Origin of the sequence: Limnoglobus roseus, from assembly GCF_008254045.1 — a bacterium.
Taxonomy (GTDB): domain Bacteria; phylum Planctomycetota; class Planctomycetia; order Gemmatales; family Gemmataceae; genus Limnoglobus; species Limnoglobus roseus.
In genome coordinates this window covers 6,037,933-6,061,787 of sequence record NZ_CP042425.1, presented here as the reverse complement: position 1 = coordinate 6,061,787, position 23,855 = coordinate 6,037,933, and the positions used below count along the sequence as shown (strand labels likewise).

Sequence of the window (23,855 nt, the reverse complement as noted above, 5' to 3'; positions counted from 1 at the left end):
CATCCTTTACCACGCCTTCCCGCAGAACCACGCCCACACCGATTCGCCGAGGGCGAGGGCGAACAATGCCAACAGCACCCAGACCGTCCACTCCCGCTTCGCCCGCTCGGTCGCGATCCCTTCCGGCGTGCCCGCTTCCAGGAACACCGGCTTGAAGCCGAGGATTTGCTCGACTTCCGAGTTCGTCAGGTCCGTCAGATCGTCGGTCTCCGACAGGTTCGGCGAGACGCAGAACTGTGGTGCGGCTTTCACATCTTGGTTGTCGGCGAGGATCCGGTAGACGCCGGCCAACGGCGTGTCAGAGGCGGTAACGACGGGCGGCACTCCGCTCGCCTTGCCGAGTTTGACCCGCTTGCCGTCGGGCCGCATCAGGTCGAAGTTCTTCGTCGCGTCCAGCGGCGTCCAGACGATCGGGTCGCCGGCGGTGACGTTCGCCCCGCGCGCCGCCTTGCTGCTGAAGTGGGTGAGCGTCATGTCGATGAACGACAGGAACGACCCCGTCTTCGACGGCCAGTTCCCCCATTTGTCGTCCATCGACCCGGCAATGAAGATCACTTCCCCGTCACCGACCGTGCGGGAGCAGAGGAACGGCTTCTGGTCGGCCAACCGCATCAGCACCCGGCCCGTCGCGGCGGGCTTCACGTTCAGAACTTTGCTCAAATCGGCGTCGGCCGTGACGGTGCGGAACGGTTCCTGTTGAAACCGCTCCAGGTACGACGGCACGTCGGTCGTTTCCGGGGCGATTTTGAACGGCTTCTCCGGTGTTGTGAGGCTGACCCCTTCGAGGTCGAAGGGCAACAGGTTTACCCCGCCCGAGCCGAGGATCTGGTTGTACCGGGCCGGCACGATGTTCTCGCCGCTGCCGATGATGAGGCCGCCGCCAGACTTGACGAACTCGCTGAGTCGATCCACGAACTCCCGCGACAGCCCGGGAATCCCCGGTCGGTCGGCATTCGAGGCGGGCACGTCGAGCAGGAAACACACGTCGCAGTTGCCGAGCAACGCCGGGCCAGCCTCGTCGGCGGGCACGGCCTCGACGCGGATGAAGTAGTTGTCCACGTCTGAAGACTTCACCGGCAGGATCGCGTTGCGGACGTAGTGCCCGGCCGACTCCTTCGGGTCGCGGAAGTCGGGGCGGCCGTCCACGATCACGACGCGGACCGTCTCCCGCACCGACACGATCCGGTCGAGGCGGTTGTCGCCGGGCAGGTCGTCCCCGGTGACGGTGGCCGTCAACACCCGCGGCCCGGCGGCGTCGAGTTTCGCCGTGAGGTTCACCGGGAAGGCTTGCCCCGGCGCGATCTCCGGGACCGTTTCGCTCTCCTTCTCCTGCTGCTTGCCGTCCACCTCCAAGGCCACGGTCACGTTGCGAACGGATTCCTTGCCCGTGTTCCGCAGCAGGACGGCGCACGGCATCCGCGTGCCGGTGTGCGGGATGTCGTTCGGGTACGTGATGCTCGTGATGCCGACGTTGCGAATCGGCCGTTCGGGGTTGCCGCACCGGACGAGGAGGAGGGTCGCCCGCTGTTTGAGTTCCTCACACTTCCCGCGGATGGCTGCCGACTGGCGGTCCCAACCGAGCTTGTGCATGTCGGTGAAAACGTAGACTTCCTTGTTGGTCCCGGCCCCGCGGTCGAGGCCGGCGTAAGCCTCGGTCAGCCCCGGCAGCAAGTCGGTCGCGAGGGCCGTCGGTTCAAGGTTCGCAACTATCTGACGAGCTTGGTCGAGGTTCCGCGGCGACTGCGGTCCTAACTCCACGGCGCGGTCGGCACAGCCGATAATCTGGATCGTCGAATTGCCCGGCAGGTTGTCGAGGATCGTCGCGGCGGCGTCCTTCGCCCGTTCGAGTCGGGTCTTCTCGCCGTCGCGGGCGGTCATGCTGTAGGAGGTGTCGAAAATGAAAATCGCGTCCACGCTCTCGCCGCGGCCGCCGGCGGTGGCTCCGCTGAACGTCGGCCGGGCGAGGGCCAATGCCAGCAGCAACAAGGCCGCACACCGGAGCAGGAGCAGGACGAATTCCTGGAAGCGCAGCCGTCGGCTCGTCTGTTCGATCGACTGTTTAAGGAACGTCATCGCCGCCCACGGCAGCTTGCGGTAGCGGGCGCGGTAGAAGAAGTGCAGCACCAACGGCACGGACACCGCCAACCCGCCGAGCAACAACCACGGAGACAGAAACCCCATCCGTTAACCTCGTTGAAGTCGCTTGATGAGATACTCTCCCAACGCAACCCGCACCGGCTTGTCCGTCACCATGCGGACGTATTCCACGCCGCCAGTGTCGCACCCCTTCTCGACTTCCTTCAAGTACGCCTCAATGGCCCGCAGGTAGGCCGGTCGCAGCAAGTGCGGCCGGGTCATGAGTTCCTCGGCCCCTTCCAGGTCCACGAACCGTACGTTGCCGTCGAGCGGGAACTCGATCTCGTCGCGGTGGAGGATGTGGAAGAGAATGACCTCGTGCCCGCGGAACCGGAGGTATCGCAGCCCCTTCAAGAGTGGTTCCACCTCGTCGAAGCCGTCGGTGACGAGGCAAATGATCCCCCGCCGCGACACGCGCTCGGCGAGTTGTTCGAGGAGCGGCCCCGTGCCGGTCTTCTCGGCCGGTTGCGCTTCTTCGAGCGTCCGGCAGATCACGTTCACGTGATTCATCTGGCTGCTCGCCGGCAGTTCCGCCCGCCACTTCGAATCGAAGAGACGGAGGTCCACCGCGTCACGCTGCTTGACGATCACGTAACTCAGCGAGGCGACCAGCAACTTCGCGTATTCGAGCTTGTTGGTCGTGCCCTCGCCGTACCGCATGGAGTTACTGCCGTCCACGACCATGTGGGCGGTGTAGTTCGTCTCTTGCTCGTACTGTTTGATCGTGTAACGCTCGCTACGGCCGTAGCTCTTCCAGTCGATGTGCCGGATGTCGTCGCCCGGCACGTACTCGCGGTGCTGGACGAATTCCACGGAGAAGCCACGAAACGGCGACTTGTGGTCGCCGACGCGCATCCCCTCGACGATCTGCCGTGCAGCGACGCCGAGGGCTTCCGCACGGGCGAGGATGTCGGGTTGTAGAAGGGTCGAGATCATGAGAAATCCATGCCTCGCGCAAAGCCGCCAAGACCGCAAGGAAGCAATTGCTCGTTCTTCTTTTCTTCCTTCGCGTCTTGGCGGCTTTGCGCGAGCTTCTGTATTAGGCCGCCACCATCTTCGCCGCCGTGCGGATCAATTGCCGGATCACTTCTTCGACCGTGATGCCCTCGCTCTGGGCGGCGAAGTTCACGATCAGCCGGTGCCGCAGGATCGGCATCGCGACGGCGACCACGTCGTCGCCGGAGACGTGGTTCGAGCCGCGGAGAACGGCGTTCGCCTTCGCCGCGAGGATCAGGTTCATACTCGCCCGCGGCCCGGCCCCCCACGTCAGCCACTTGTTCACGAAGTCCGCCGCGTCCGGCGTCCCCGGTCGGCTCATCCGCGTGATCCGCTTCGCGAAGTGGAACACTTTGTCCGACACCGGCACCCGGCGGACGACCTGTTGCAGCGCGATGATGTCGTCGCCGGTCAGCACCGGCGACACCTTCGTGACCGTGTCCGACGTCCCGATCCGCATGATCTGTTCTTCTTCCTCGTCGGTCGGGTAATCGACTTTGATGAGGAACAGGAAGCGATCGAGTTGCGCTTCCGGCAGTGGGTACGTTCCTTCCTGCTCGATCGGGTTCTGCGTCGCCAGCACGAAGAACGGGTTCCGCATCGGGTGGTCCTGCCCGCCGACGGTGGCCTTCCGTTCCTGCATGGCTTCGAGCAGCGCGGCCTGCGTCTTCGGCGGCGTGCGGTTGATTTCGTCCGCCAGCACGATGTTCGCGAACAATGGGCCGGGCAGGAACTTGAACATCCGCTGCCGCGATACGGGGTCGTCTTGAATGACTTCGCTGCCGGTGATGTCTGACGGCATCAAGTCCGGCGTGAACTGCACCCGCTTGAAACTGAGTTCGAGCGCCTGGGCGAGCGTGCTGACCATCAGCGTCTTCGCCAGCCCCGGCACGCCCATGAGCAGTGCGTGCGAGCGACAAAAGATCGCCATGAGCAGTTGGTCGACGACCTGGTCCTGGCCGATGATGACCTTGCTGATTTCGCTCCGCAGCTTCTGGTGAGCGGCGCGGAGTTTCTCCACCATCTCGGCGTCATTGGCTGGGGCAGACATTGTGGGGCTCTCAAATCGAACAAGGAGAGTAGGCGGGAGAGGTAGGATATGTGGAGATTACAAAATATTCGAGCCGTGTGTGAGCAAAAAGTTGCCGGTATTGCGCATCTCGTGAGCAGTGAGGCCGTCGATTCCGCACACCAACAATTTTACGGCGGGCGGTCGTGAAATCTCGTAGCATCCCTGCGTGGACGATTCCGCCACCCTCCCCGGAGCTTCCCCATGCGTCGATTCCTGTTCTTGCTCTGTCTGCTCGCTAGTACGGCCGCAACCGCCCAGGACAAACCCGCGCAGCCGAAGAAGGCCGCACCGAAAGTCGCCCCGGACGTGCCGCCGAAGAAGGGTGCCAGCGAGACGGTCAAACTCTTCGACGGTAAGACCCTCGATGGCTGGGAGGGGTACACCGACCAGTGGTCGGTCCATGACGGCGTGATCGTGGGAAAGAACACCACTGAGGTGAAGTACAGCACCTACCTACTGACGAAGAAGACTTACACCGACTTCCGCCTGACGTTCGCGGCGAAGTTGGCCCAGTCCGAAATGCACTCCGGCATCTGCTTCTGGGGAGCGGTGTCCCCGAAGGCCGACGGCAAGGTGAAGGACCCGAAAACCGACCGTTCCGAACACACCTACGCCGGCCACCTCGTGATGTTCCCGAGCAACTACGGTCTCTACGACCTGTTCGGCCGCAACAGTTTGCCGGTGGACGTGAAGCCGGCCAAGGCGGTCGGCAAGCAACACGACTGGAACGACATCGAAATCCTCGCCCAAGGCAACCGCATCCGCGTGGCCATCAACGGCGCAGCCGTCGTGGACTGGCGCGACCCGGAACCGGAGCGGATCAAGGAAGGCCCCATCGGTCTGCAACTGCACTCGAACAAAGTGCCGCAAGAAGTGCAGTTCAAGGGCTTGGTGCTGGAGACGTTCCCTGCGAAGGACGAACTACTGACCGTGAAGAAGTAATGCCCTTTCCCCTCTCCTCGCCAGGAACTTCGTCATGCGACCGCTCATGATCGTTGGTGCCTTCATCGCGTTGGCGTCCGCAGCGGCGGCCCAGCCGAAGCTGGCCGTGCCGGACACCGTCGTCTTCGAGAGCGGCATCGAGTACGCGAACCCTGACGAGCAGCACTTGCAACTCGACCTCGCCCGACCGAAGGCGGGCGACGGCCCCTTCCCCGCCGTCGTCTGCATCCACGGCGGCGGGTTCCGGGCAGGGAAGCGCGAGGGGTATGATTCGCTCTGCGTCCGTCTCGCCGAGCAGGGGTACGTTGCCGTCACGGTGTCGTACCGGCTCGCTCCAAAGTACCAGTTTCCCGCCGCCGTCCACGACACGAAGGCGGCCGTGCGGTGGGCGCGGGCCAACGCTGCGAAATACAAGATCGACCCGGACCGCATCGGCTTGACCGGCGGATCGGCCGGCGGCCACCTGGCGCAATTCCTCGGCGTGACCGCCGGCGTGAAGGAGTTTGACGGTGCCGGCGGCAACCCTCTCGAGTCCAACCGCGTCGCCTGCGTCGTGAACTTCTACGGCCCCAGCGACTTCACGAAGTCCTACGGCAAGAGCGTGGACGCGGCCGAGGTGCTGCCGCTGTGGCTCGGTGGGAACCTGGAAACCGCCCGCCTGGCGCACGTCCGGTCCAGCCCACTAAACTGGGTGACGCCGGACGCCGCCCCGACGCTGTGCGTCCACGGCACCGACGACAAGTACGTGGCCCACGAGCAGGCCGTCTGGCTGACCGATCGGCTGAAGGCGTGCGGCGTTGAGGCCGAACTGCTGACCCTGCAAGGGGCCGGCCACGGCTTCAAGGCGAAGGACGCCGAGACGGCCGAGAAGGCGATGTTGACGTTCTTCGACAAACACCTGAAGAAGAAGTGAGCCACCCACCGGGAGTTGACACACATGATGGCCTGGCCGACGATCATTTGCGGGGCGTTGCTGACGGCGATTGGCTCCTACGGCTACCTCAACGCCACGCCGAAGCCGGACGGCAGTGTCAGCCCCACGGCGCTGATCCCGGCCGCGCTCGGGTTGATCCTCGTGCTGTGCGGCTCGCTGGCCTTCGAGGCGAAGCGGCGCAAGCACGTCATGCACGCGGCTGCAATGGTCGGCCTGCTCGGCGTTCTCGGCGGGTTCGCACCGATCATCCGCCAACTCGCCAACGGGAAGGAACTCGACGTGACCGCCCCGTCGGCCGTGGCTGGACTTGCGATGTCGGCGGTGAGTGCGGTCTTCGTGGCGATGTGCGTTAAGTCGTTCATCGACGCCCGGAAGGCCCGCCAAGCGGCCGCCGGAGTTGCGTAATGGGCCGGCGAATCGTCATCGTCGTACTCGTCGCCGGGTTGCTGATCCTGTTCGCCGGCGCTCTCGCGACGTGGCTCGTGAAGACCCGGTACGAGGCCGACCGTGAATCGACGCGGAACAGTCTGCGGCAACTCGGCCAGTTCGCGGCCAGCTACAACACCGCCGTCGTGAAGAACAAGCCGCTGCCCTCGATTGTGACGGTTCCGCCCGGCACAGTCTTTCGGCCCGACATCGCCCCGGACCGCCGGCTGAGTTGGGTGGTGCAGATGTTACCGGTGTTCGACCAACGGCACCAGGACACCGCCAAGCTCCTGGCCCAAATCGACATGAATCAACCCTGGGACGCGGAAGGGAACGCGAAGGCGGGGCAGACGCGGGTGCGAATACTCCTCTGCCCCGCCCGCCCGCCGCTCGTGGTCGAGGGAGAACCGTTCGTCACGCAGTTCGTGGGTATCGCCGGTGTGGGGGCCGACGCCGCGACACTGCCACTCGACGACCCAAGGGCCGGAGCGTTCCGCTACGACACGCCGACGCCGCTCTCGGCCTTCCCCGACGGTTTGAGCAACACCCTACTCTTCGGACAGACGAACTATCAACTCGGCCCGTGGATTCGCGGCGGCCCTTCCACTGTCCGCGGCCTACTCGACGGCGAGAAGTTACTCGGCGACGGCGGTCAGTTCGGCGGCATCGACACCGGGGGTACGTTCTTCGGCTTTGCCGACGGGCACGTCGCGAACATCCGGGACGGCATCACCCCGGCCGTGCTGAAGGCCCTCGCCACCCGCGCGGGCGGCAAGGCCGAGAGTGAACAGATTGCCGACTGACGGGACTACTTCTTCTTCAATGCGTCGGTCAAAAACGCGGCAAACGCAGCGCGGTCGTTGATCTTGCCTTCGCCATACCGGCCGACTTCCACCACCTTCCCGTTCGGCAGTGGCTTGAGGATGGCGTAAAACGGCAGGCTTTCGTTCTTGTCGAAGGCGTCCGATTGGAACTGCGCATTCGCGGCCGCTTCCGCGCTGCGGTCGGCATCGCTCGGCGGCGTGTGATAAAACTCCGTAGGGATTTCATCGGTGTAGAGTTGGGCGAGAACGAATTGTCGGAGCAACTCGTCGATCTCGGACTTCGAGAAAACGTCCCGCTCGTTCAACCGACAGTTTTGGCAGGTCGTCCCGGTGAAATCGACGAACACCAACCGGGGACCGTCGGTCGATTGCCGGGCGGTGTCGAGCGCGTGGGACAGATCACTGTCCCAAGGCAGGCCGACGCCGGGAACGGATTCGGGCAGTAGAAACGCTTCGATCCAGGCGTACACCACGCCGTTCGGCCGCTGGTTCTGCCCGTCGGAGGTTTTGAGCAACCCTGGCATCAGATAGACCGCGAACCCCAGAAGGCCCATCGCCCACATCAACCGGCCGACGCCAATGTTGGGCCGCTCCTCGTCGTGAGGGAGGCGGAAGACGTTCAGCAGGTACAAACCGCTCAAGATTGCGACGACGATCAATCCGGCCAGACACAGGTCGAAGGTGAAGTACTCGGTCGGGGAAAGTAAACGCAGTTCGGCGGTGCGGAAGAACTTCAGGGCCGCGGCCACTTCCACGAATCCCATCACGGCCTTGATGGTGTCAAGCCAACCGCCGGACTTCGGTAGCTTCTTAATGAGGGTCGGGAACAGTGCGAGAACGAAGAACGGCGATGCGAACGCGGTGGCGAAAGCCAAGGCCCCGGCAATGAGACCCAAGTCGCTAACCTTGTTTGACGCTGCCATCCCGGCGAACCCGCCGAGGAACGGGGCCACGCAGGTGAAGCTAACGATGCTGAACGCGATCGCGCCGAACACCGTGCCGAGCATCCCGCCCGACCCCCGCTTCTTTTCCGTGTACCGAAGGAGGAAGCCCGGCAAGGCAATGTCGAACATGCCGAACAGCGACAGCGAGAAGACGAGGAGCAGCACGCCGAGGCCGATGTTCATCCACGGGTTCACACTCAGACTTCGGAACGTGCCGAGCGCGACGAACGCGGACAGGCCGATGACCGCAATAATCGTCAGCGAGTAGACCGACGCGAGCTTCAGCACTTGGCCCGGCGACTTGTTACCTTGCTTGAGGAACAGGCTCACCGTGATCGGGATCATCGGAAAAACGCATGGCGTCACGAGTGAAATCCACCCCCACGCTGCTCCGGTCACCAGAAAGGCCCAAATACTCCCTCCCGAAACGGGTTGATTCGCCCCGCCCTTTTCGAGGTTCGCGATCACGCTGTTGAGGTTCGCTCGGTGTTGGTCCGGGGAGATCGCGGCCTTCTTGACGCCCCCTTTGTGCGAAGGCGGTGGCGGGGTCACGGTCTTCGGAGGGGCCTGAAGGACCGGCGGTTCCACCGTCATTGCCCCAGGAGGTGTGGCAGGCGGAGGAGCGACCGCTCCGGGTAAGACTTCCAATTCGGCTGTCGGCGGGGTGGCCGCGTTCAGGTTGAAACATTTCTGGTCGTTACAGGCTTGGACTTTCGTGCCAGCCAAGGCGATCTTTTTGCGCCCCGCGGTCGCAGTGGGCGAGACCGTTCCCGTGAACTGCCAGGTCACCGCCGACGTGTAGTGTTCTTCCCCATCGAGACTCGGTTCCGCCCCCGGCGGGTCGGTGAACGACGGGCTAAAGACCACGTCGCCGGTAGTAGGTAACTGAAATTGATTCTTGCCCGTCGTCGTGGGGTATGTCCATGCCCTCGCCTTCGGCGAGATCGTGAACTTGAACACGACCGTTTCACCGGGCTTGGCCTTGGCCGGCTCGAACACCGCGGTCACGTCGGCCACGTCCGCGAAGGAGGTCGCCTTCTTCTGTGCGAGGGCGGGCGTGGCGAGCATCAACAAGAGGAAGAGGGAGCGCATACCGTCCTCGGGGCAGCGAGAAACCCACGGAAGCGGCCGTCCGTGGGTTCGCGAATTGTCGGGCCGTTACTTCGGTTCTAGGGCTTTCGCAACCTCGGCCGTGTAAGCCTTCTCGACTTCCACACTGCCGTCGAGTACCTTCAGCTTCGCTTCCGGGGTCAGCGTCTTGGTCGGGTAGCAGTTCGAGGCGTCACAGACCGTGAGCAGAAACCCGTCGAGTTTCACCGTCGTCTCGCCGGCTTTCGCTTTTGGCGACACGACGGCCTTCCGTTCGAACGTCACACTCTTTTTGTAGGTCCGCAGTTCTAGAATTTCGAGCAACGGTTCGGCCTTCGTATCGTACCCCTCCGGGTCGGCAGCATCTCCGACGAAGACCACGCTGCCGGGGGCGGGGAACTTAAACTTGTTCACCATCCCCTTCGCGTTCGCATCGGGTTGCTTCAAAGGGTAGGTGTAGTAGCCGTCGTTCAACGTGATCGTCAGCTTGAACGTCACCGTCTGGCCGGGCTTGGCTTCCGCCGGTTCGAACGCCACCTCCGCACCCTTGACCGCTTTGGCGTACCACGCATCCTTGTCCGCCGCCGGTGCGGTCGCCGCGATTACCAGCAGAAGGACGGTCGAACAGAATTTTGCGAGCATAGGAGAAAGTACCTCGTCCGTGGGGTGACTCTTTCAACGGTTACTTCTTCATCCCGACCGGCTGCCACTCCTTCTGCGGCGGCGGGGGCTCGACGCCCTTGAGGGCTAGCGTCGAGATTTGTTTCGTCTTCAAGTCCACGACGCGGATGCGGTGGGCGTTCGTGTCGGCGATGTACAGCTTGCCGGCGGCGATCGAAAGGCCCGTGGGTTCGCTCAGCACGGGGCCACTAAAGAAGCTGTCGGCCTCCTCGCCGCCGAGGATTGTGGTGCAGGTTCCGGCGGTCGGGTCGATCTCCTTCAGTTTGCTGTTGTACGTGTCGGCGACCAGCAACTTGCCGGCGTAAGACTGCACTGCGAGGGCGTGTTGAAGTTTCGCGGCCGCCAGTTTGCCGTCCTGGTCGCCGAAGAAGAAGAGTGCCCCCCGGTCGCCCGGCCGGCCGACAAATGTTGACACTGTCCCTTCACCGTTGATCGCGAGTTTGCGGACGGCACTGCCCTCGCTGTCGGCGACGTACAGGAACTGGCCGTCGGAGGTCAGGCCGGACGGTTGCGCGAAACTGGCGGCGTACAGGGGACCATCCACGATGTTCTCGCGACCGTTCCCGGCGAACGGCTTGATCTTCTTCGCGTCCAGGTCCATCACCCAGATTTGGTGGTGCCCGGCCATCGCGATGAACATCTGTCGGCCGACGATCAGCACGTCCCACGGCGAATTCAAGCCCATGCTCTTGGCGTCCACGAAGGCGTCGAGTCGGCGGCTGGCGAACTCGCCGTCTTGCTTGCCAATACCGGCCACGGTCATTGCGGTCTTCGCCTTCAGGTCGAGCGCGCGGATGCTATGGTTTTTCCGGTCGGCGACGTAGAGCGTCTCGCCGTCCAGGGCCATCCCCTGCGGGTCGTCGAACCGCACGTCGGTGAAACTACCGTCGCGGTAGCCGGGCGTGCCGCCGCCGATGATCTCCTTCTTGGTCCCGTCGAGATCGGTGACGACGATGCGGTGGTGGGTGCTGTCGGCGATGAACAGGCGGCCGCCCTTCTCGTCGGCGAACACCTTGCCGGGGAAGAACAGCGGCGTGTCGCCCGTCTCGCGGAAGCGGGCCAGGTCGAAGCGAATCGGCTTCTCGTTGAGGACTTTCTTTTCCTTCGCCTCGGCGATCAGTTCGGAGACGATCTTGTCGAGAACGTCGTAGTTCCCCTCGCCCGACAGGGTGCCGACGAACTTGCCCTCGGCGTCGATCACCGCCATCGTGGGCCACGAACTTACGTCGTAGTTATCCCAGATGGCGTGGTTGGCGTCGTTCACGACCGGGTGGGCGATCTCGTACCGCAGTACGGCCTTGCGGATACTCTTCGTGTCCTTCTCGTTCTCGAATTTCGCGGAGTGAACGCCGATGACGACGAGTTCGTTCGGGTACTTCTTTTCCAACTTCGCCAGGTCGGGCATGATGTGGATGCAGTTGATGCAGCACAACGTCCAGAAGTCAAGGAGGACGACCTTCCCCTTCAGGTCAGACTTCTTGACCGGCCCCGACGTGTTCAGCCACGCCACGCCGCCGGTCAGCTCCGGAGCGTCCGGCCGATTGTCCGGGAGTTTCACCCGGCGAGTCTCGGTTTGGGCACCGGCCGGCCCGGGGCGGAGGAAGATCACCGCCGCAACGACGGCGAGGCTGGCGAAGGCGAATGTCGCGGCGAGGAGCCAACGGAAGCGGGAATGCGAGGGGACAGCCGGCGGGGTCATGAGGGTCGTTCTCCGACAGGCGGACAGTATGAAGCATGTTACCCGAAACGGCGGCCGAGGAAAACGGATTCACCGACTCACGTGGAAGACTTCCGCCGCGCGAATTCAGCCCGTAACGGGGGGCCTGGCAACTTTGCCCATCATTTCCGACGTATTTGAGATGAATACCTTACGCGAAAACGGTATTGTCACCTCAGAATGTCCATGTTCCCGGAGTTGCCCGTGGCCAATCCGACCAACGTGACTGCCGAACACCGCCGCCTCCAGGAAGCGAACGACGGCACGGCCTCCTGGAAGAACTGGGGACCGTACCTGTCCGACCGCCAGTGGGGGACCGTCCGCGAAGACTACAGCCCGGACGGCAACGCCTGGGACTACTTCCCGTTCGACCACGCCAACAAGCGGGCTTACCGCTGGGGCGAAGACGGCATTGCCGGCGTCAGCGACGCCGGCCAGCGTCTGTGCATGTCCCTGGCCCTGTGGAACGGCAAAGACCCGATCCTGAAGGAGCGGCTCTACGGCGTCCCGAACGAGGGCGGCAACCACGGCGAGGACGTGAAGGAACTCTACTACCACCTCGACGCCACGCCGACGCACAGCTACCTGAAGTACCTTTACAAGTACCCACAGGCCGAGTTCCCCTACCGCTGGCTCGCCACCGAGAGCAAGCGGCGGTCGCGAACCGAGCCCGAGTTCGAACTCCTCGACACCGGCCTGTTCAACGAGAACAAGTACTTCGACGTGTACGTCGAGTACGCGAAGGCCTCGCCGACCGACCTGCTCATGCGGATCAACGTCATCAACCGCGGCCCGGACACGGCCGAGTTGAACGTCATCCCGCAGGTCTGGTACCGCAACACGTGGTCCTGGACCGAGGACGCGCTGCGGCCGGCGATCTCGGCCGACGGGCAGAAGATCCGCCTGTTGCACTTCGACTGGGACGAGTACGTCTGCCACTTCGACGGCACGCCGAACCTGCTGTTCACCGATAACGACACGAACCAGCCGAAGCTCTACCGGGTGAACAAGGCCGGCTACTTCAAGGACGGCATCAACGAAGCCGTCGTCCAGGGGAACGCCGCCGCGGTGAACCCGGAGCGGACCGGCACGAAGGCCGCCGGCCACTACCAGTTCACGCTGCCCCCCGGCGGGTTCGCCTCCGTCCGCGTCCGGTTGCGGCACACGACCGAGGACAACCTCGACTCGCCGTTCGCCGACTTCGACGACGTGATGAGTGACCGCGCCCGCGAAGCCGACGAGTTCTTCGCGGTAGTGCAAGACGGGATGGCCGACGACGACGCGAAACTGATCCACCGCCAGGCCATCGCGGGGCTGATCTGGACGAAGCAGTACTTCGAGTACGACGTGTGGCAGTGGCTGCACGGCGACTCGGGCTCGCCGCCGCCGCCGCGCGAGCGAATGCGGAACACGTGCGAAACCAACCGCGGCCGCAACGTCGACTGGGAGCACCTGAAGAACGCCGACATCGTCTCGATGCCGGACAAGTGGGAGTACCCGTGGTACGCCTCGTGGGACCTCGCGTTCCACACCATCCCGCTCGCCACGGTGGACGCGGCGTTTGCGAAGGAACAACTCCTGATGTTCCTCCGCGAGTCGTACATGCACCCGAACGGCCAGTTGCCGGCCTACGAGTGGAACTTCGGCGACGCGAACCCGCCGGTCCACGCCTGGGCGTCGTGGCGGGTGTTCCAGATCGACCGCGAGCAGCGCGGCGACAAGGGGGACATTCCCTTCCTGGAGCGAATCTTCCACAAGCTCACGATCAACTTCACGTGGTGGGTGAACCGCAAGGACGCCAACGGGCGGAACGTCTTCCAGGGCGGCTTCCTCGGCCTCGACAACATCGGCGTGTTCGACCGCAGCCGGCCGCTGCCGATGGGCGGGTACATCATCCAGGCGGACGCCACCGGGTGGATGGCGATGTACAGCCTCAACCTCATGCGGATCGCCCTCGAACTCGCCTTGCACGACAACGTGTACGAGGACATGGCGATCAAGTTCTTCGAACACTTCCTCGGCATCGCCCGGGCCATGACCGACATGGCCGGCAAGGGCATCGGCCTGTGGGACGAGCAAGACCTGTTCTACTACGACGAACTCACCCTACCCGACGGCACGATTCAGCCGTTGCGGGTCCGCTCGATGGTCGGCCTCATCCCGCTGTTCGCGGTGGAAGTGCTGGAACCGGAACTACTCGCCCGGGTGCCGAAGTTCGCCTCCCGGATGCGGTGGATTTTGGAGAACCGCCCCGACCTGTCCACCCTCGTTTCCCGATGGTTCGAGGGCGGCCGCGGCGAACGCCGGTTGCTGTCGCTACTCCGCGGCCACCGGATGAAGAAGCTCCTCCGCCGCGTACTGGACGAAGGCGAGTTCCTCTCCGATTTCGGCATCCGCTCTTTGTCGAAGGCCCACAAGGGCCGGCCGTTCACATTCGAGGTCAGCGGCGAAGTGCTAAAGGTGGACTACCAACCGGCAGAATCGACGATCCCGGCGTTCGGCGGCAACTCGAACTGGCGCGGCCCGATCTGGTTCCCGATGAACTACCTGATCGTCGAGAGCCTGCACAAGTTCCACCACTACTATGGCGAGGATTTCAAGGTCGAGTGCCCGACCGGATCCGGCAACTTTATGAGTATCCTCGATGTGGCGAAGGAGATTTCCTCCCGCCTGACGCGCATCTTCTTGAAGGACCAGGACGGCCGGCGGCCGGTGAACGGGTGGTACGAAACGCACCAGTCGGACCCGCACTTCCGCGACCACGTGCCGTTCTACGAATACTTCCACGGCGACACCGGGATGGGCCTCGGCGCGAGCCACCAGACCGGCTGGACGGCCCTGGTGGCCAAGTTGCTGCTCCCGAGCGAGAGCGTGTTCACCGACCTATGCGGGAGCGCGGCGCGGGCGGTCATCCGCTGTCAGGCGTGATAGGTCGATGGGAAGCGAAAATGGGTGCTGGTATCGGCACGCCCGTTAGCGAGGAGGGATGACTCCTCGTCCTCGCTAACGGACAACTCGAACGATCTCACTTCTTCTTTTTCTTCGGCTCGGCCGATTTCGACTCGCTCGCCTTGCCGGTGTCAAGCGAGAGGCTCTTCAAGAACGTGTCGGCCGTTGCGTTCGTCGTCTTCGCCTTGTCCTTCGCCGAAACGGTCAGGACGAAGATGCGACCGTCCGACCCCTGGAACAGGGCTTTGCGCTCGTACAGCTTGTCCTTCGTCTCGTTCGTGTACGTCCGCCCCTTCACCTCGTCCCCGGAGAAGTCCGTGATCTTGCTCGGCGTGCCGCCGGCCTTCTTGTCGGCCGCCGCGAACGGGGCAAACGGCTTGGCGTCCTTCTCGCCCTCCTTCGCCGGCTTGATCACCACCGCCAACGTCAACTCGACATCGCCGGCCAGCGAAAATGTTTCGGACGACGTACTCGTGCGGACGCCGTTCACCGTGCGGCCGTCGGACGACGAGTTGTGAAAGGTGATCGCCTTCGGCACGAATGCCCGACCGCCTTCCAGAGTGACCGCCTTCCACCCGTCGGGTGGAGACTTACCGGTTGCGGCGGTACTCGTCTCAGGCTTGTCGGACTTGCCGGCCTTGCCCTGCCGCTTGTACTCGGTGTTCGTCTTGCCGCCGAGGTCCTCCACCACGAGCTTGTCGGCCGTCAGTTCTTTGACGGGCACGGAAAACCCGAGCGGGTCGAGTGTGAGACTGTTCCCCTTGAGCGTGTACTTGCCGTCAAAACTGATCGTCTGTCCCTTGAACTTGGACTTGAACTTGCCGTCTTTGGTGAACTCCATGGTGCTACCGGCCGGGGCCGTGCCCGACTTCACGACCTCCCACACACCAACCAACTTGTCCGCCTCTACCTTTGGGTCCTCTGCCGTGACAGGTAGGACCACCGCCAAGAAAGCAATCGTCGCCATCCAAACCTTGTGCATCTGCGCTATCCTTAGTGAGATGGTCCGACGCGTCCGACCGTAACCTGGCGGCTGATTCGGTTGGTCGATGGAATCGCGGGTGAGTGACCGCTGATTGGGTGGAACCGTATCACATCACCGGACCAATGATGTACGATTCACCGCACCGCAACTCGGGGCGTGGTAGACAGCTTATCGACCCTGGGGCGGCGTGTCTCAAGCGATGTCTAGACCCACCTCGTTAACCGATCGGCGTGAGGGCGGGTGCGTGCCGGACATTTCTTGCCCCCACTACAATCAGCGTCCAGTGATCGAAGCCGTTCTTAGGATATGGGGATGAACACACTCTCCCCTTACGCCGATCTGATGTACCGCTCGCGGCAGGTCGCCCTTCTCGGTTCCTGCTCGTCGGTCCTCGGTTGGGATCAGCAGACGTACATGCCCAAGGGCGGGGCCGCGTTTCGCGGCGAGCAGTTGGCCCTCCTTGCGACGTTGGCCCACAAGCAGGCGACCGACGCGCGGGTCGGTGAACTTCTCGGGCAAGTCGAAGCCGAACCACGGCCGGCGGATTCGGTGGAGGCCTCGAACGTCCGCGAACTGCGGCACGCCTACGACCGGGCGGTGAAGATTCCGCCGCGGTTGGTGGAAGAACTCGCCCGCGTGACGGCCCAGGCGAACGAAGCCTGGATCGAGGCGCGGGCCAAGAGCGACTTCTCCCGATTCGCCCCGTTTCTGGAACAGATCGTCGCGCTGAAGCGGGAAGAGGCCGCGTTCGTCGGCTGGCAGGAACACCCCTACGACGCCCTGCTCGACGAGTACGAACCGGGTGCGAAGTCGAGCCAGATCCGAAGCCTATTCGCGGAACTGTCGGCCGGCCTCGTGCCCATCATCCGCCAGATTCGCGGTGCAACGAAGACACCGGACGCCACAATCCTTCAACGCGACTTCCCGACCGACCGGCAGCACCTGTTCGCGGAATCGGCGGCGGCGGCCATCGGCTTCGACTTCCACACCGGGCGGTTGGACACCACAACGCACCCGTTCTGTTCCGGCTTCGGCCCCGGCGACTGCCGGATCACCACGCGGTACAACCCGAAGGCGTTCAACGAGGCGTTCTTCGGCGTCCTGCACGAAGCCGGGCACGGCCTGTACGAGCAGAACCTGCCGGCCAACCGCTACGGCGAGCCGACGGCCCAGGCGTGTTCGCTCGGCATCCACGAGTCGCAATCGCGGCTGTGGGAGAACCTCGTAGGCCGCAGTCGGCCGTTCTGGGACCACTTCTTCCCGCGGTTGCAACAGACCTTCCCGAGCGTGCGGGACGTGTCGGCCGACGCCTTCCACTTCACGATCAACGAAGTGCGGCCGTCGTTCATCCGCGTGGAGGCGGACGAGGCGACGTACAACCTGCACATCATCCTGCGGTTCGAGATCGAGTTGGCCTTGATGAGCGGCGACCTGCTGGTGGCCGACCTGCCGGCCGCGTGGAACGAGAAGTTCCGGGCGATGTTCGACCTGACCCCGCCGTCCGACCGCGAGGGGTGCTTGCAGGACATCCACTGGAGCTTCGGCGGCATCGGTTACTTCCCGACGTACACGCTCGGCAACCTTTTCGCCGCGCAGTTCATGCACGCCGCCCGCAACCAACTGCCGGACGTGGACGCGGCGATGCGACAGGGCGACTTCCGCGGCCTGCGCGAGTGGCTGATTGCGAACATTCACCACCACGGCCGTCACTACCGGGCGGGCGCGTTGTGCGAGCGCGTGACCGGCACGCCGCTGCGAGTGCAGCCGTTCCTCGACCAGTTGAAGGCGAAATTTTTCCCGCTCTATGAAGTCAGTTAGATTAAGATGATGGAAACGCTCTGCCGCCCCGTTTGGTCGTGAAGGACCAGATGAACCCCACGCCGCCCAAGATCGGCCTGCCCCGGCCTGCACGCCCGAAGGATCCGTCCGACGACGTGACCGGGACGGCCTCCGCGCAAACGTCCGACACGACTTCGATCAGCCCCCCCGCCCCGCGCCGCAACACCCCCCTTCCGACGACGCACCCCGTCCCCGCGGCCGGCGACCGCGTGCAGCAGTACCGCCTCCAAGACCTGCTCGGCCAGGGCGTGTCGTGCTACGTCTTCCGCGCCTGGGACGAGGCGAACGAGACGCCCGTCGCCATGAAGATCGTCAACTGGGGGAACGTGTACGACCGCGACGCCGCCCTCAAGCAGATGCGGGCGGAAGCCGCGGCGCTCGCCCGCGTCAATCACACCCGGGTGGTGCGGTTCATCGACTTCGGCTTCGACCCGCGGTGGCCGTACCTCGTGTTGGAGTACGTCGACGGCCGGCCGCTCGGCGAACTCGTCCGCTCCGGGGGGACACTCCCCCTGGGTTGGACGCTGTACCTGATGGGGCAGGTGATCGAGGGGTTGGAAGCCGTGTGGCGGGCGGGGATCGTTCACCGGGACATCAAGCCGGACAACATCCTCGTGAGCACCAACGGCGTCGCGAAGCTGATCGACTTCGGCCTTGCGAAGTCGGACATCCTGAAGCTGCTGGAAGGCGCGGCTACCCCGGAGTTGGCCGGCACGGCGGCGTACATCTCGCCGGAGCAAGCCCGCGATGCGGGCAACGTGGACCTGCGGGCGGACGTCTACTCGCTCGGCGTGACGTTTTACGAACTGCTCACCGGCAAATTGCCGTTCGAAGGCCGTAACCGGATGCAGATGATCCTTCAGCACCTGACGGCCGTGCCGACACCGCCGCGGGAGGTGAACCCGGAGGTTTCGCCGCTGGTCAGCGACCTGTGTTTGTGGATGCTGGGGAAGAAGCCCGAAGACCGCCCGCAGAACGGCCGCGAACTGCGGCAGGCGTTCGCGAAGGCGGTCGAAACGGCTACGCTTTGAACACGTCGAGCGGCTTGAACTTTTCGCCGAGGATCGGCTTCGGATCGACGCCCAGCCACTTCTCCAGTACCGCCGCGTAGATCTGGCGGAAGTCGGTCGAGTGGACGAGGTTGCCGTCGGCGAGTTTCTCCAGGCTCGGGTGATCGCCGACGACGCCGGCCTTCACCTTGCCGCCGACCAGGAACATCGGCGCGCCACTGCCGTGGTCGGTGCCGTTGCTGCCGTTCTCCTTCGCCCGCCGACCGAACTCTGAGAAGGTCATCACGCACACGCGGTCGCCGTGGCCGCGGGCTGACAGATCGCGGTAGAACGCCGAGATGCCGCCCGCGACGGTGGCGAGCAGGTTCGCGTGGTTGCCCGCCGCCCCGCCCTGCCCCGCGTGCGTGTCGAAGCCGTCGAGCGAGACGTAGAACAGCCGCGCTCCAATGCCGGCGTCGATCAGTTGGGCGGCCAGCTTCAGCCGGTTGGCGAACGCACTCGCCGGGTACGGCACCTTCGGCTCGTAGTTCTTACCAATCTCGCGGAGGCGGTCGGTGCTCTCGTAGGTGTTGATCGCCGTGCGGCGGACGAAGTCGAGCAACTTCGGCTGGCCCTCCGTCGTCATCTCGCCCTTCGTGACGGCCTCGATCACGGTCTTCTGGTCGCTCTTGTCCTTGCCGCTCGCGCCGCCGATCTTCAGTTGGAAGTCTTCGAGTTTCGCCACGGAGGGAACCCGGGCGGGAGCGCCGTTCAGGGCCAGCGGCGCGATCTCGTTATCGGCCGCGAGGTGGAACGCCGGCACCGGCTTGGCCTTCATCGCCTTGCCGAGCCAGCCCTCGGTGAGGGTCGCGTCAGTGCTGGCCGCCTGCCAGATGTCCATCGAGCGGAAGTGCGACTGGTCGGGGTTCGGGTAGCCAACGCCCTGCACGATGCACGCCGCCGACTGCTCATTCAGTAGTTGCCCGAGCGGGGCCATCGACGGGTGCAGGCCGACTTCGGCATTGACGCCGAAGACCTTGTCCTTCGGGACGGCGATGGTCGGCCGGTACTTCGCGTACAGTTCGTTCTTGAACGGGATCACCGTGTTCAGCCCGTCGTTGCCGCCGGTGAGTTGCACGACGACGAGGATGGTATCCTTCGCCCCGGCCTTCGACGAAGCGGGAGCGGCAAGAGCCGTCGTTCCAAGGAACGCCGGGACCGAACCGCCGAACCCGAGGAGCGTGGACGATTTCAGGAAGTCGCGTCGAGTGGCCATCGGGTTTCTCCTCGGGCGAAAGCCCAGGGACGGCCGTCCCTGGGCTTTCGGGGCTTTTAGTTCAGTTGAAACTCGGGCAGCGTCAGGGTCAAGTGGGCGAGCGTCCGCAGTCGGTGTTTCGTCACGTCGTCGGCCGACCAGAACGGCGGGTACTTCGTCGCCTTCGACTTGTTCGCGTACCCGGCGAGTTGCTCGCGGGCTTCCGCCGAGACATCGTCTTGCAGGAAGACGCGGAGGAAGAAGGCGATGGCCGCCTCGTCGGTTCGGCGGTCGTACCTCGACAGAACCGCGGCCGGGTCGCAGCGGCGACCGAAGCGGGCATCTTCGGTGGATGTCAGCGCAAGGGCGAGGTTCTGCCGGAAGAGGAGTGTCTGGCCGTTGAGCCATGCGGGACCGCCGTCCCACCCCTTGACGGACGGCGGCGCGAACAGCACTTGGCCGAGTGCTTCGAGGGAGTTCGCCAGGCTCAGCGGGCCGACGTTCCCCTCCAGCACGCGGACGATGCCGACGGCGAACTCGACCGGCGATTTCACCTTCGCACGGTACACGGATGCGGAGAAGAAGTGATCCGACCGCAGCATGGTCGCGACGAGCTTGCCGGTATCGAAGTCGCTCTCCGCGTACTGCCTCACGAGCGGTTGGAGGAACTCGGCCTTCGGCGTCTCCGCGTCGCTGAACAGGAAGTGGTACAGCTTCGTGACGAGGAACCGCGGGCACGCCTTCTGCGCGAGGCAGATATCGACCACGTCCTTTGCCGCGAAGTCGCCGGTCTTGCCAAGGACCGTCTTCGGACCGGCGTCGTGTTCCTTCTCGACGAACGTCGCCTTCCCCTGCTTGATGCCGTACCCGGTGAACGCCTTTGCCGCCTCGCGGATGTCCTTCTCGGTGTAGTTGCCAATGCCGAGGGTGAAGAGTTCCATCAACTCGCGGGCATAGTTCTCGTTCGGCTTCCCCCTCTTGCTCTCCTTCGCGTCCAGCCAAATCAGCATGGCCGGGTCGAGCGTCATCTCTTGCAACAGGTTGCGGAAGTTGCCGAGCGCGTGCCGGTGGACGAGCCGGTACTGGCCGAGCATGTAACGGGCGTTCTGCACCTTCACGATGCTGGTGGCGAAGTGGTTGTGCCAGAAAAGGCTCAACTTCTCACGGAGCGGGTGCGGCGTGCGAAGCATCCGGTAGAGCCACCACGCCGCGAGTTGCACGGCCGGCGTTCCCGCTGGTAAACTGCGCTCGCTAGCCATGAACTCCGACGACTGCTCGAAGTCGGCGTCGGCCGGCCCGCCGTTCAGCATGCGGTCGAGTGTCACCTCGGGGCCGTCCTTCACGCCCGCGTCCAACTCAGCCGATGACGCCCCGAAGCCCGCCCGCCGATAGAGGTGGCCGACCTTCTTCGCATCCCAAGGGTTGTCGGCCGTGGGCGTGTACGCTTGCCAGGCGGTGGTGATGTCGTTCGCCATGAGAGAGAGTCTCGAAGGGATCACGGCCGACGTTACTTGCCGTACGTCCAGGCCATCTTGAACTCGTACATCTCGGCCGCGTGGTCGATGCTGATGTCAACGTGGCCGAGGGTTTTGAGCCACCCGGCGAACTTCTGCGTCTGCTCCTTCGCCTCGGCCAGCCCAATTCCCTGCGTCAGAATCGCCTGCGTCACCGTCGCCTCGGGCGATGACGCGATGAGTTGGCCCGCCCCGTTCGCAAATCCCGATGCCCGCCACACAACCGGCGAACCGGCTGACTTCGACTCCTTCTTGAGTTCGGGGATCAGCCGTTTCACGATACCGGGCGTGCTACCCACGATCAGATTGTCGCCGACGATGGCGAAGCTCGGGGCTGCGTTGAACCGCAATTTTTCCTCGTCGTCGAACTTCGGTTCACCCTTTTCCGGGAAGCGGAACGTGACAATCGTCACGCCGTCGTGCGTCTCCTCGCTCATCTTCCAGCCGGTCTGGAAGCCCGCCAGCGCCCCGCCCGCTCGGAGCAGAGAGTCCATCGAGTCACCGTACTGTTCGCCCCGCATCGAGCCGACGTAAGCGACCGGCGGGATGGCCTGACTCGGTTCGACGCTGTAGAGCTTCTCGCCGGTATTCGCCGCGACGATGCGGTGGTATGGGCCGGATCCTTCCAGAAGTTTGCCGAAGGTCGTGTTCGGCAGCACCTTATTCAGCCCCTCTACGCCCTTTTCGAGGTCCTTCAGGTTCTCCGGGTTGAAGAGTCGCTTGCGCTCGCTCCAGAGGAAGCCGAGATCCAGGTAGAAGCTCTGGCTGTAGATCACCCCGGCCGGCTTCAAGAGCGGACGCGATCCGGGCTCGCCGTGCATCGGGGCGTGGATCGCCATGTTCGGGTCGAGGTCCGCCCGCTTCGCGGGAAGGCGAACGCTGACCGCGTAGCCGGTCGGCGATTGGTCCACGACCAAGGTGATGAAGTCCGCCCGACGGGCCGCGTCGGCCGTGCTGCCGAAGATCACGGTTTGGAAGATGTCCTTCTTCGTCGTCTCGAAGAAGTCCTTCGCTTGCTGCGACTGCTTGATCTTGGCGAAGTCGAGCCAGCCCCACGCGGCCGGGTGCGGCCCCGCCAGTTTCCGGGCGGCCGCTAGCGACGCACGATCCAGCACGCTCTCGCGGGTCTTGCCGGCCGCGAGTTTCAGGCCTTCCTTCATCGCGACCTCCTTGTTCGCGAGGTACACCGCGGTCCCGCGCTGAGCGGTGTAGAAGTCCTTGCCCACCCGCGTCACAGAGATCCCTTCGAACTCGACCTGTTGAACCTCTTGCTTCGATTCCGCACGGGCGTTCTCCTCCCGAACGGCCGCCAGAAAGAGCGTGTGGGCCTTCACGACGGTCGCCGCGTCGGTCCCCTCGATGACGAGGAGAGCGGGTTGCGGTTCGGTGGTCAGGGCCAAGCCGACGGCGATGCCGCGGCCGGCGACCTTGTCCAGAAGCGTCGGCCACGGGCCACCGAGTTCGGTTTCGAGGTACTTCACAACTTGGAAAAACCGCCGGACCTGCGTGGAGTCGAGGTACTCTTTCATCTGCGGGAACTGCTGCAAGCCCTGATAAGCGTCGAGGTTCGTCACGCCTTCGACGAACTGCCGGGGGTTCTCGATCTTGAAGACGAAGCCGCAATCCTTCGGCAGTCGGCGGAGCGGGTCCGGCACATCGTCCGCAACGGCGGGCAAGGTCAGAAAGAGTAATCCGAGGGCTGCAAGGATCCGCGACATGGGGAGAGACCTCGGCGGGTTGTTGCCAGAAGTTACTTCGGTCCTCTCATCTGAGTTTCAGCTTTTTTCATTTGGTCGGCCGCGTACTCCATCTGCCGGGCGAGGCCGTGGAGCAGTTTCACCTCCTGCTGCGTCGGGAGCGCCCGCCCGACCATGTGCCGGAAGGCGTGCATGAGGGCTTCGCCGTTCTGCCCGAACAGGAACCGCACGTCCGTCAGCGCGTCATGGAGGTGAGCCATCGCCCGATCAAAGTCGGCGTAAGCCGCCGGCGGGCGAGTCGCGGCCTCCGGGGGCGTGGTCGTTCCCTCCCGATAAAACTGGTGCAACTCGTACAGGGTGATGCCCACTGCGAGGGCCAGGTTCAGCGACGTGAACTCTGCGGCCGTGGGGAGGACCAGCAGGGCGTGACAGCGGGCGAGTTCCTCGTTCGCCAGTCCGTGGGGTTCGGGGCCGAAGACAAGAGCACAGCGGGTGGACGCGAGTGTTTGCACGAACTTCGGCAACAGTTCCCGCGGCGTGCCGACTAGCGTGCGGCGGAGTGTGCCGGCCGTCTCACCGGACGATCCGAGGACGTATCCGCAGTCGGCCACGGCCGCGTAGAAGTCCGGTACGACGCGAGCCACATCAAGGATATCCCCGCCGTTTGTGGCCAACATGCGGGCTTGGTGGTCGGTCACGTTCGCGATCGGATCGACCAGCACGAGATCGGTCAGGCCAAAGTTCTTCATCGCGCGGGCGGCTGACCCGATGTTCCCGGCGTAGTGCGTGCGGACAAGGACGACGCGGCAGTTGGTGAGCATGGCAGTAATTTATCGACCGGGCGTTCGAATTGATGCAAGTCACCC

The 23,855-nt window shown here is 64.2% G+C and carries 18 protein-coding genes; 7 read left to right on the top strand and 11 right to left on the bottom strand.

Going from position 1 to position 23,855, the window contains the following annotated elements:
• Positions 1-6: 6 nt before the first annotated feature.
• The 3 genes from PX52LOC_RS25520 to PX52LOC_RS25510 form a co-directional block, all read right to left on the bottom strand.
• The gene (locus PX52LOC_RS25520) at positions 7-2,181 is read right to left on the bottom strand and encodes a BatA domain-containing protein (protein ID WP_149112735.1); all 2,175 of its coding nucleotides are present in this window, start codon (positions 2,179-2,181) and stop codon (positions 7-9) included.
• 3 nt (positions 2,182-2,184) lie between these two features.
• Positions 2,185-3,072 (bottom strand): DUF58 domain-containing protein, encoded by an 888-nt coding sequence (locus PX52LOC_RS25515; protein ID WP_246173466.1) that lies wholly within the window; start codon positions 3,070-3,072, stop codon positions 2,185-2,187.
• 103 nt (positions 3,073-3,175) lie between these two features.
• Entirely contained in the window at positions 3,176-4,183 is a 1,008-nt protein-coding gene (locus PX52LOC_RS25510) for an AAA family ATPase (RefSeq protein ID WP_149112734.1), read from the bottom strand.
• A 222-nt stretch (positions 4,184-4,405) separates the two neighbouring features.
• On the opposite strand from PX52LOC_RS25510, the gene PX52LOC_RS25505 reads away from it, so the two are divergent.
• From PX52LOC_RS25505 to PX52LOC_RS25490, 4 genes are read left to right on the top strand one after another with little or no spacing between them, the layout of a single operon-like run.
• Complete coding sequence (locus PX52LOC_RS25505) at positions 4,406-5,146, top strand: 3-keto-disaccharide hydrolase (RefSeq protein WP_149112733.1); 741 nt, start codon at positions 4,406-4,408, stop codon at positions 5,144-5,146.
• Between the two features lie 34 nt (positions 5,147-5,180).
• Complete coding sequence (locus tag PX52LOC_RS25500) at positions 5,181-6,059, top strand: alpha/beta hydrolase (RefSeq protein ID WP_246173465.1); 879 nt, start codon at positions 5,181-5,183, stop codon at positions 6,057-6,059.
• A gap of 24 nt (positions 6,060-6,083) precedes the next feature.
• A complete protein-coding gene (locus PX52LOC_RS25495; RefSeq protein ID WP_218575159.1) occupies positions 6,084-6,485 on the top strand; it encodes a hypothetical protein in 402 nt (133 codons plus the stop codon).
• Positions 6,485-7,309, top strand: coding sequence for a DUF1559 family PulG-like putative transporter (locus PX52LOC_RS25490; RefSeq protein ID WP_149112732.1), 825 nt, complete (start codon positions 6,485-6,487; stop codon positions 7,307-7,309). The genes PX52LOC_RS25495 and PX52LOC_RS25490 overlap by 1 nt, the downstream gene beginning before the upstream one ends.
• A 5-nt stretch (positions 7,310-7,314) precedes the next feature.
• On the opposite strand, the gene PX52LOC_RS25485 is transcribed toward PX52LOC_RS25490, so the two are convergent.
• From PX52LOC_RS25485 to PX52LOC_RS25475, 3 genes are all read right to left on the bottom strand, one after another.
• Positions 7,315-9,366 carry a protein-disulfide reductase DsbD family protein gene (locus tag PX52LOC_RS25485; RefSeq protein WP_149112731.1) on the bottom strand — a complete coding sequence of 684 codons (2,052 nt, stop codon included), beginning with the start codon at positions 9,364-9,366 and terminating at the stop codon, positions 7,315-7,317.
• Between the two features lie 66 nt (positions 9,367-9,432).
• Complete coding sequence (locus PX52LOC_RS25480) at positions 9,433-10,005, bottom strand: protein-disulfide reductase DsbD family protein (RefSeq protein ID WP_149112730.1); 573 nt, start codon at positions 10,003-10,005, stop codon at positions 9,433-9,435.
• Between the two features lie 40 nt (positions 10,006-10,045).
• Entirely contained in the window at positions 10,046-11,743 is a 1,698-nt protein-coding gene (locus tag PX52LOC_RS25475) for a thioredoxin-like domain-containing protein (protein WP_149112729.1), read from the bottom strand.
• Between the two features lie 198 nt (positions 11,744-11,941).
• Here PX52LOC_RS25475 and PX52LOC_RS25470 point away from each other — a divergent pair, with 198 nt between their 5' ends.
• Entirely contained in the window at positions 11,942-14,689 is a 2,748-nt protein-coding gene (locus tag PX52LOC_RS25470; protein ID WP_390635569.1) for an MGH1-like glycoside hydrolase domain-containing protein, read from the top strand.
• 97 nt (positions 14,690-14,786) lie between these two features.
• Here the strand turns inward: PX52LOC_RS25470 and PX52LOC_RS25465 are convergent, their stop codons facing one another.
• Positions 14,787-15,677 carry a hypothetical protein gene (locus PX52LOC_RS25465; protein WP_149112728.1) on the bottom strand — a complete coding sequence of 297 codons (891 nt, stop codon included), beginning with the start codon at positions 15,675-15,677 and terminating at the stop codon, positions 14,787-14,789.
• Positions 15,678-16,007: 330 nt separating this feature from the next.
• On the opposite strand from PX52LOC_RS25465, the gene PX52LOC_RS25460 reads away from it, so the two are divergent.
• Both PX52LOC_RS25460 and PX52LOC_RS25455 read left to right on the top strand, forming a co-directional pair.
• Positions 16,008-17,513 (top strand): carboxypeptidase M32, encoded by a 1,506-nt coding sequence (locus tag PX52LOC_RS25460; RefSeq protein ID WP_149112727.1) that lies wholly within the window; start codon positions 16,008-16,010, stop codon positions 17,511-17,513.
• 50 nt (positions 17,514-17,563) lie between these two features.
• Complete coding sequence (locus PX52LOC_RS25455; protein WP_149112726.1) at positions 17,564-18,565, top strand: serine/threonine-protein kinase; 1,002 nt, start codon at positions 17,564-17,566, stop codon at positions 18,563-18,565.
• Here PX52LOC_RS25455 and PX52LOC_RS25450 read toward each other — a convergent pair.
• The 4 genes from PX52LOC_RS25450 to PX52LOC_RS25435 are packed head-to-tail and all read right to left on the bottom strand — an operon-like array spanning position 18,555 to position 23,810.
• A complete protein-coding gene (locus PX52LOC_RS25450; RefSeq protein WP_149112725.1) occupies positions 18,555-19,799 on the bottom strand; it encodes a DUF1501 domain-containing protein in 1,245 nt (414 codons plus the stop codon). The genes PX52LOC_RS25455 and PX52LOC_RS25450 overlap by 11 nt on opposite strands.
• A 56-nt stretch (positions 19,800-19,855) precedes the next feature.
• Positions 19,856-21,253 carry a DUF1800 domain-containing protein gene (locus PX52LOC_RS25445; RefSeq protein WP_149112724.1) on the bottom strand — a complete coding sequence of 466 codons (1,398 nt, stop codon included), beginning with the start codon at positions 21,251-21,253 and terminating at the stop codon, positions 19,856-19,858.
• Positions 21,254-21,285: 32 nt separating this feature from the next.
• Positions 21,286-23,010 carry a hypothetical protein gene (locus PX52LOC_RS25440; protein ID WP_149112723.1) on the bottom strand — a complete coding sequence of 575 codons (1,725 nt, stop codon included), beginning with the start codon at positions 23,008-23,010 and terminating at the stop codon, positions 21,286-21,288.
• 32 nt (positions 23,011-23,042) lie between these two features.
• Positions 23,043-23,810 carry an RNA methyltransferase gene (locus PX52LOC_RS25435; RefSeq protein ID WP_149112722.1) on the bottom strand — a complete coding sequence of 256 codons (768 nt, stop codon included), beginning with the start codon at positions 23,808-23,810 and terminating at the stop codon, positions 23,043-23,045.
• Positions 23,811-23,855: the final 45 nt, after the last annotated feature.

Coding starts and splice junctions, on each gene's coding strand:
- PX52LOC_RS25485 (WP_149112731.1), bottom strand. CDS start 9,366: ATGCGCTCCCTCTTCCTCTTGTTGATGCTCGCCACGCCCGCCCTCGCA.
- PX52LOC_RS25515 (WP_246173466.1), bottom strand. CDS start 3,072: ATGATCTCGACCCTTCTACAACCCGACATCCTCGCCCGTGCGGAAGCC.
- PX52LOC_RS25460 (WP_149112727.1), top strand. CDS start 16,008: ATGAACACACTCTCCCCTTACGCCGATCTGATGTACCGCTCGCGGCAG.
- PX52LOC_RS25495 (WP_218575159.1), top strand. CDS start 6,084: ATGATGGCCTGGCCGACGATCATTTGCGGGGCGTTGCTGACGGCGATT.
- PX52LOC_RS25445 (WP_149112724.1), bottom strand. CDS start 21,253: ATGGCGAACGACATCACCACCGCCTGGCAAGCGTACACGCCCACGGCC.
- PX52LOC_RS25450 (WP_149112725.1), bottom strand. CDS start 19,799: ATGGCCACTCGACGCGACTTCCTGAAATCGTCCACGCTCCTCGGGTTC.
- PX52LOC_RS25470 (WP_390635569.1), top strand. CDS start 11,942: ATGTCCATGTTCCCGGAGTTGCCCGTGGCCAATCCGACCAACGTGACT.
- PX52LOC_RS25520 (WP_149112735.1), bottom strand. CDS start 2,181: ATGGGGTTTCTGTCTCCGTGGTTGTTGCTCGGCGGGTTGGCGGTGTCC.
- PX52LOC_RS25440 (WP_149112723.1), bottom strand. CDS start 23,010: ATGTCGCGGATCCTTGCAGCCCTCGGATTACTCTTTCTGACCTTGCCC.
- PX52LOC_RS25500 (WP_246173465.1), top strand. CDS start 5,181: ATGCGACCGCTCATGATCGTTGGTGCCTTCATCGCGTTGGCGTCCGCA.
- PX52LOC_RS25510 (WP_149112734.1), bottom strand. CDS start 4,183: ATGTCTGCCCCAGCCAATGACGCCGAGATGGTGGAGAAACTCCGCGCC.
- PX52LOC_RS25480 (WP_149112730.1), bottom strand. CDS start 10,005: ATGCTCGCAAAATTCTGTTCGACCGTCCTTCTGCTGGTAATCGCGGCG.
- PX52LOC_RS25455 (WP_149112726.1), top strand. CDS start 17,564: ATGAACCCCACGCCGCCCAAGATCGGCCTGCCCCGGCCTGCACGCCCG.
- PX52LOC_RS25435 (WP_149112722.1), bottom strand. CDS start 23,810: ATGCTCACCAACTGCCGCGTCGTCCTTGTCCGCACGCACTACGCCGGG.
- PX52LOC_RS25490 (WP_149112732.1), top strand. CDS start 6,485: ATGGGCCGGCGAATCGTCATCGTCGTACTCGTCGCCGGGTTGCTGATC.
- PX52LOC_RS25505 (WP_149112733.1), top strand. CDS start 4,406: ATGCGTCGATTCCTGTTCTTGCTCTGTCTGCTCGCTAGTACGGCCGCA.
- PX52LOC_RS25475 (WP_149112729.1), bottom strand. CDS start 11,743: ATGACCCCGCCGGCTGTCCCCTCGCATTCCCGCTTCCGTTGGCTCCTC.
- PX52LOC_RS25465 (WP_149112728.1), bottom strand. CDS start 15,677: ATGGCGACGATTGCTTTCTTGGCGGTGGTCCTACCTGTCACGGCAGAG.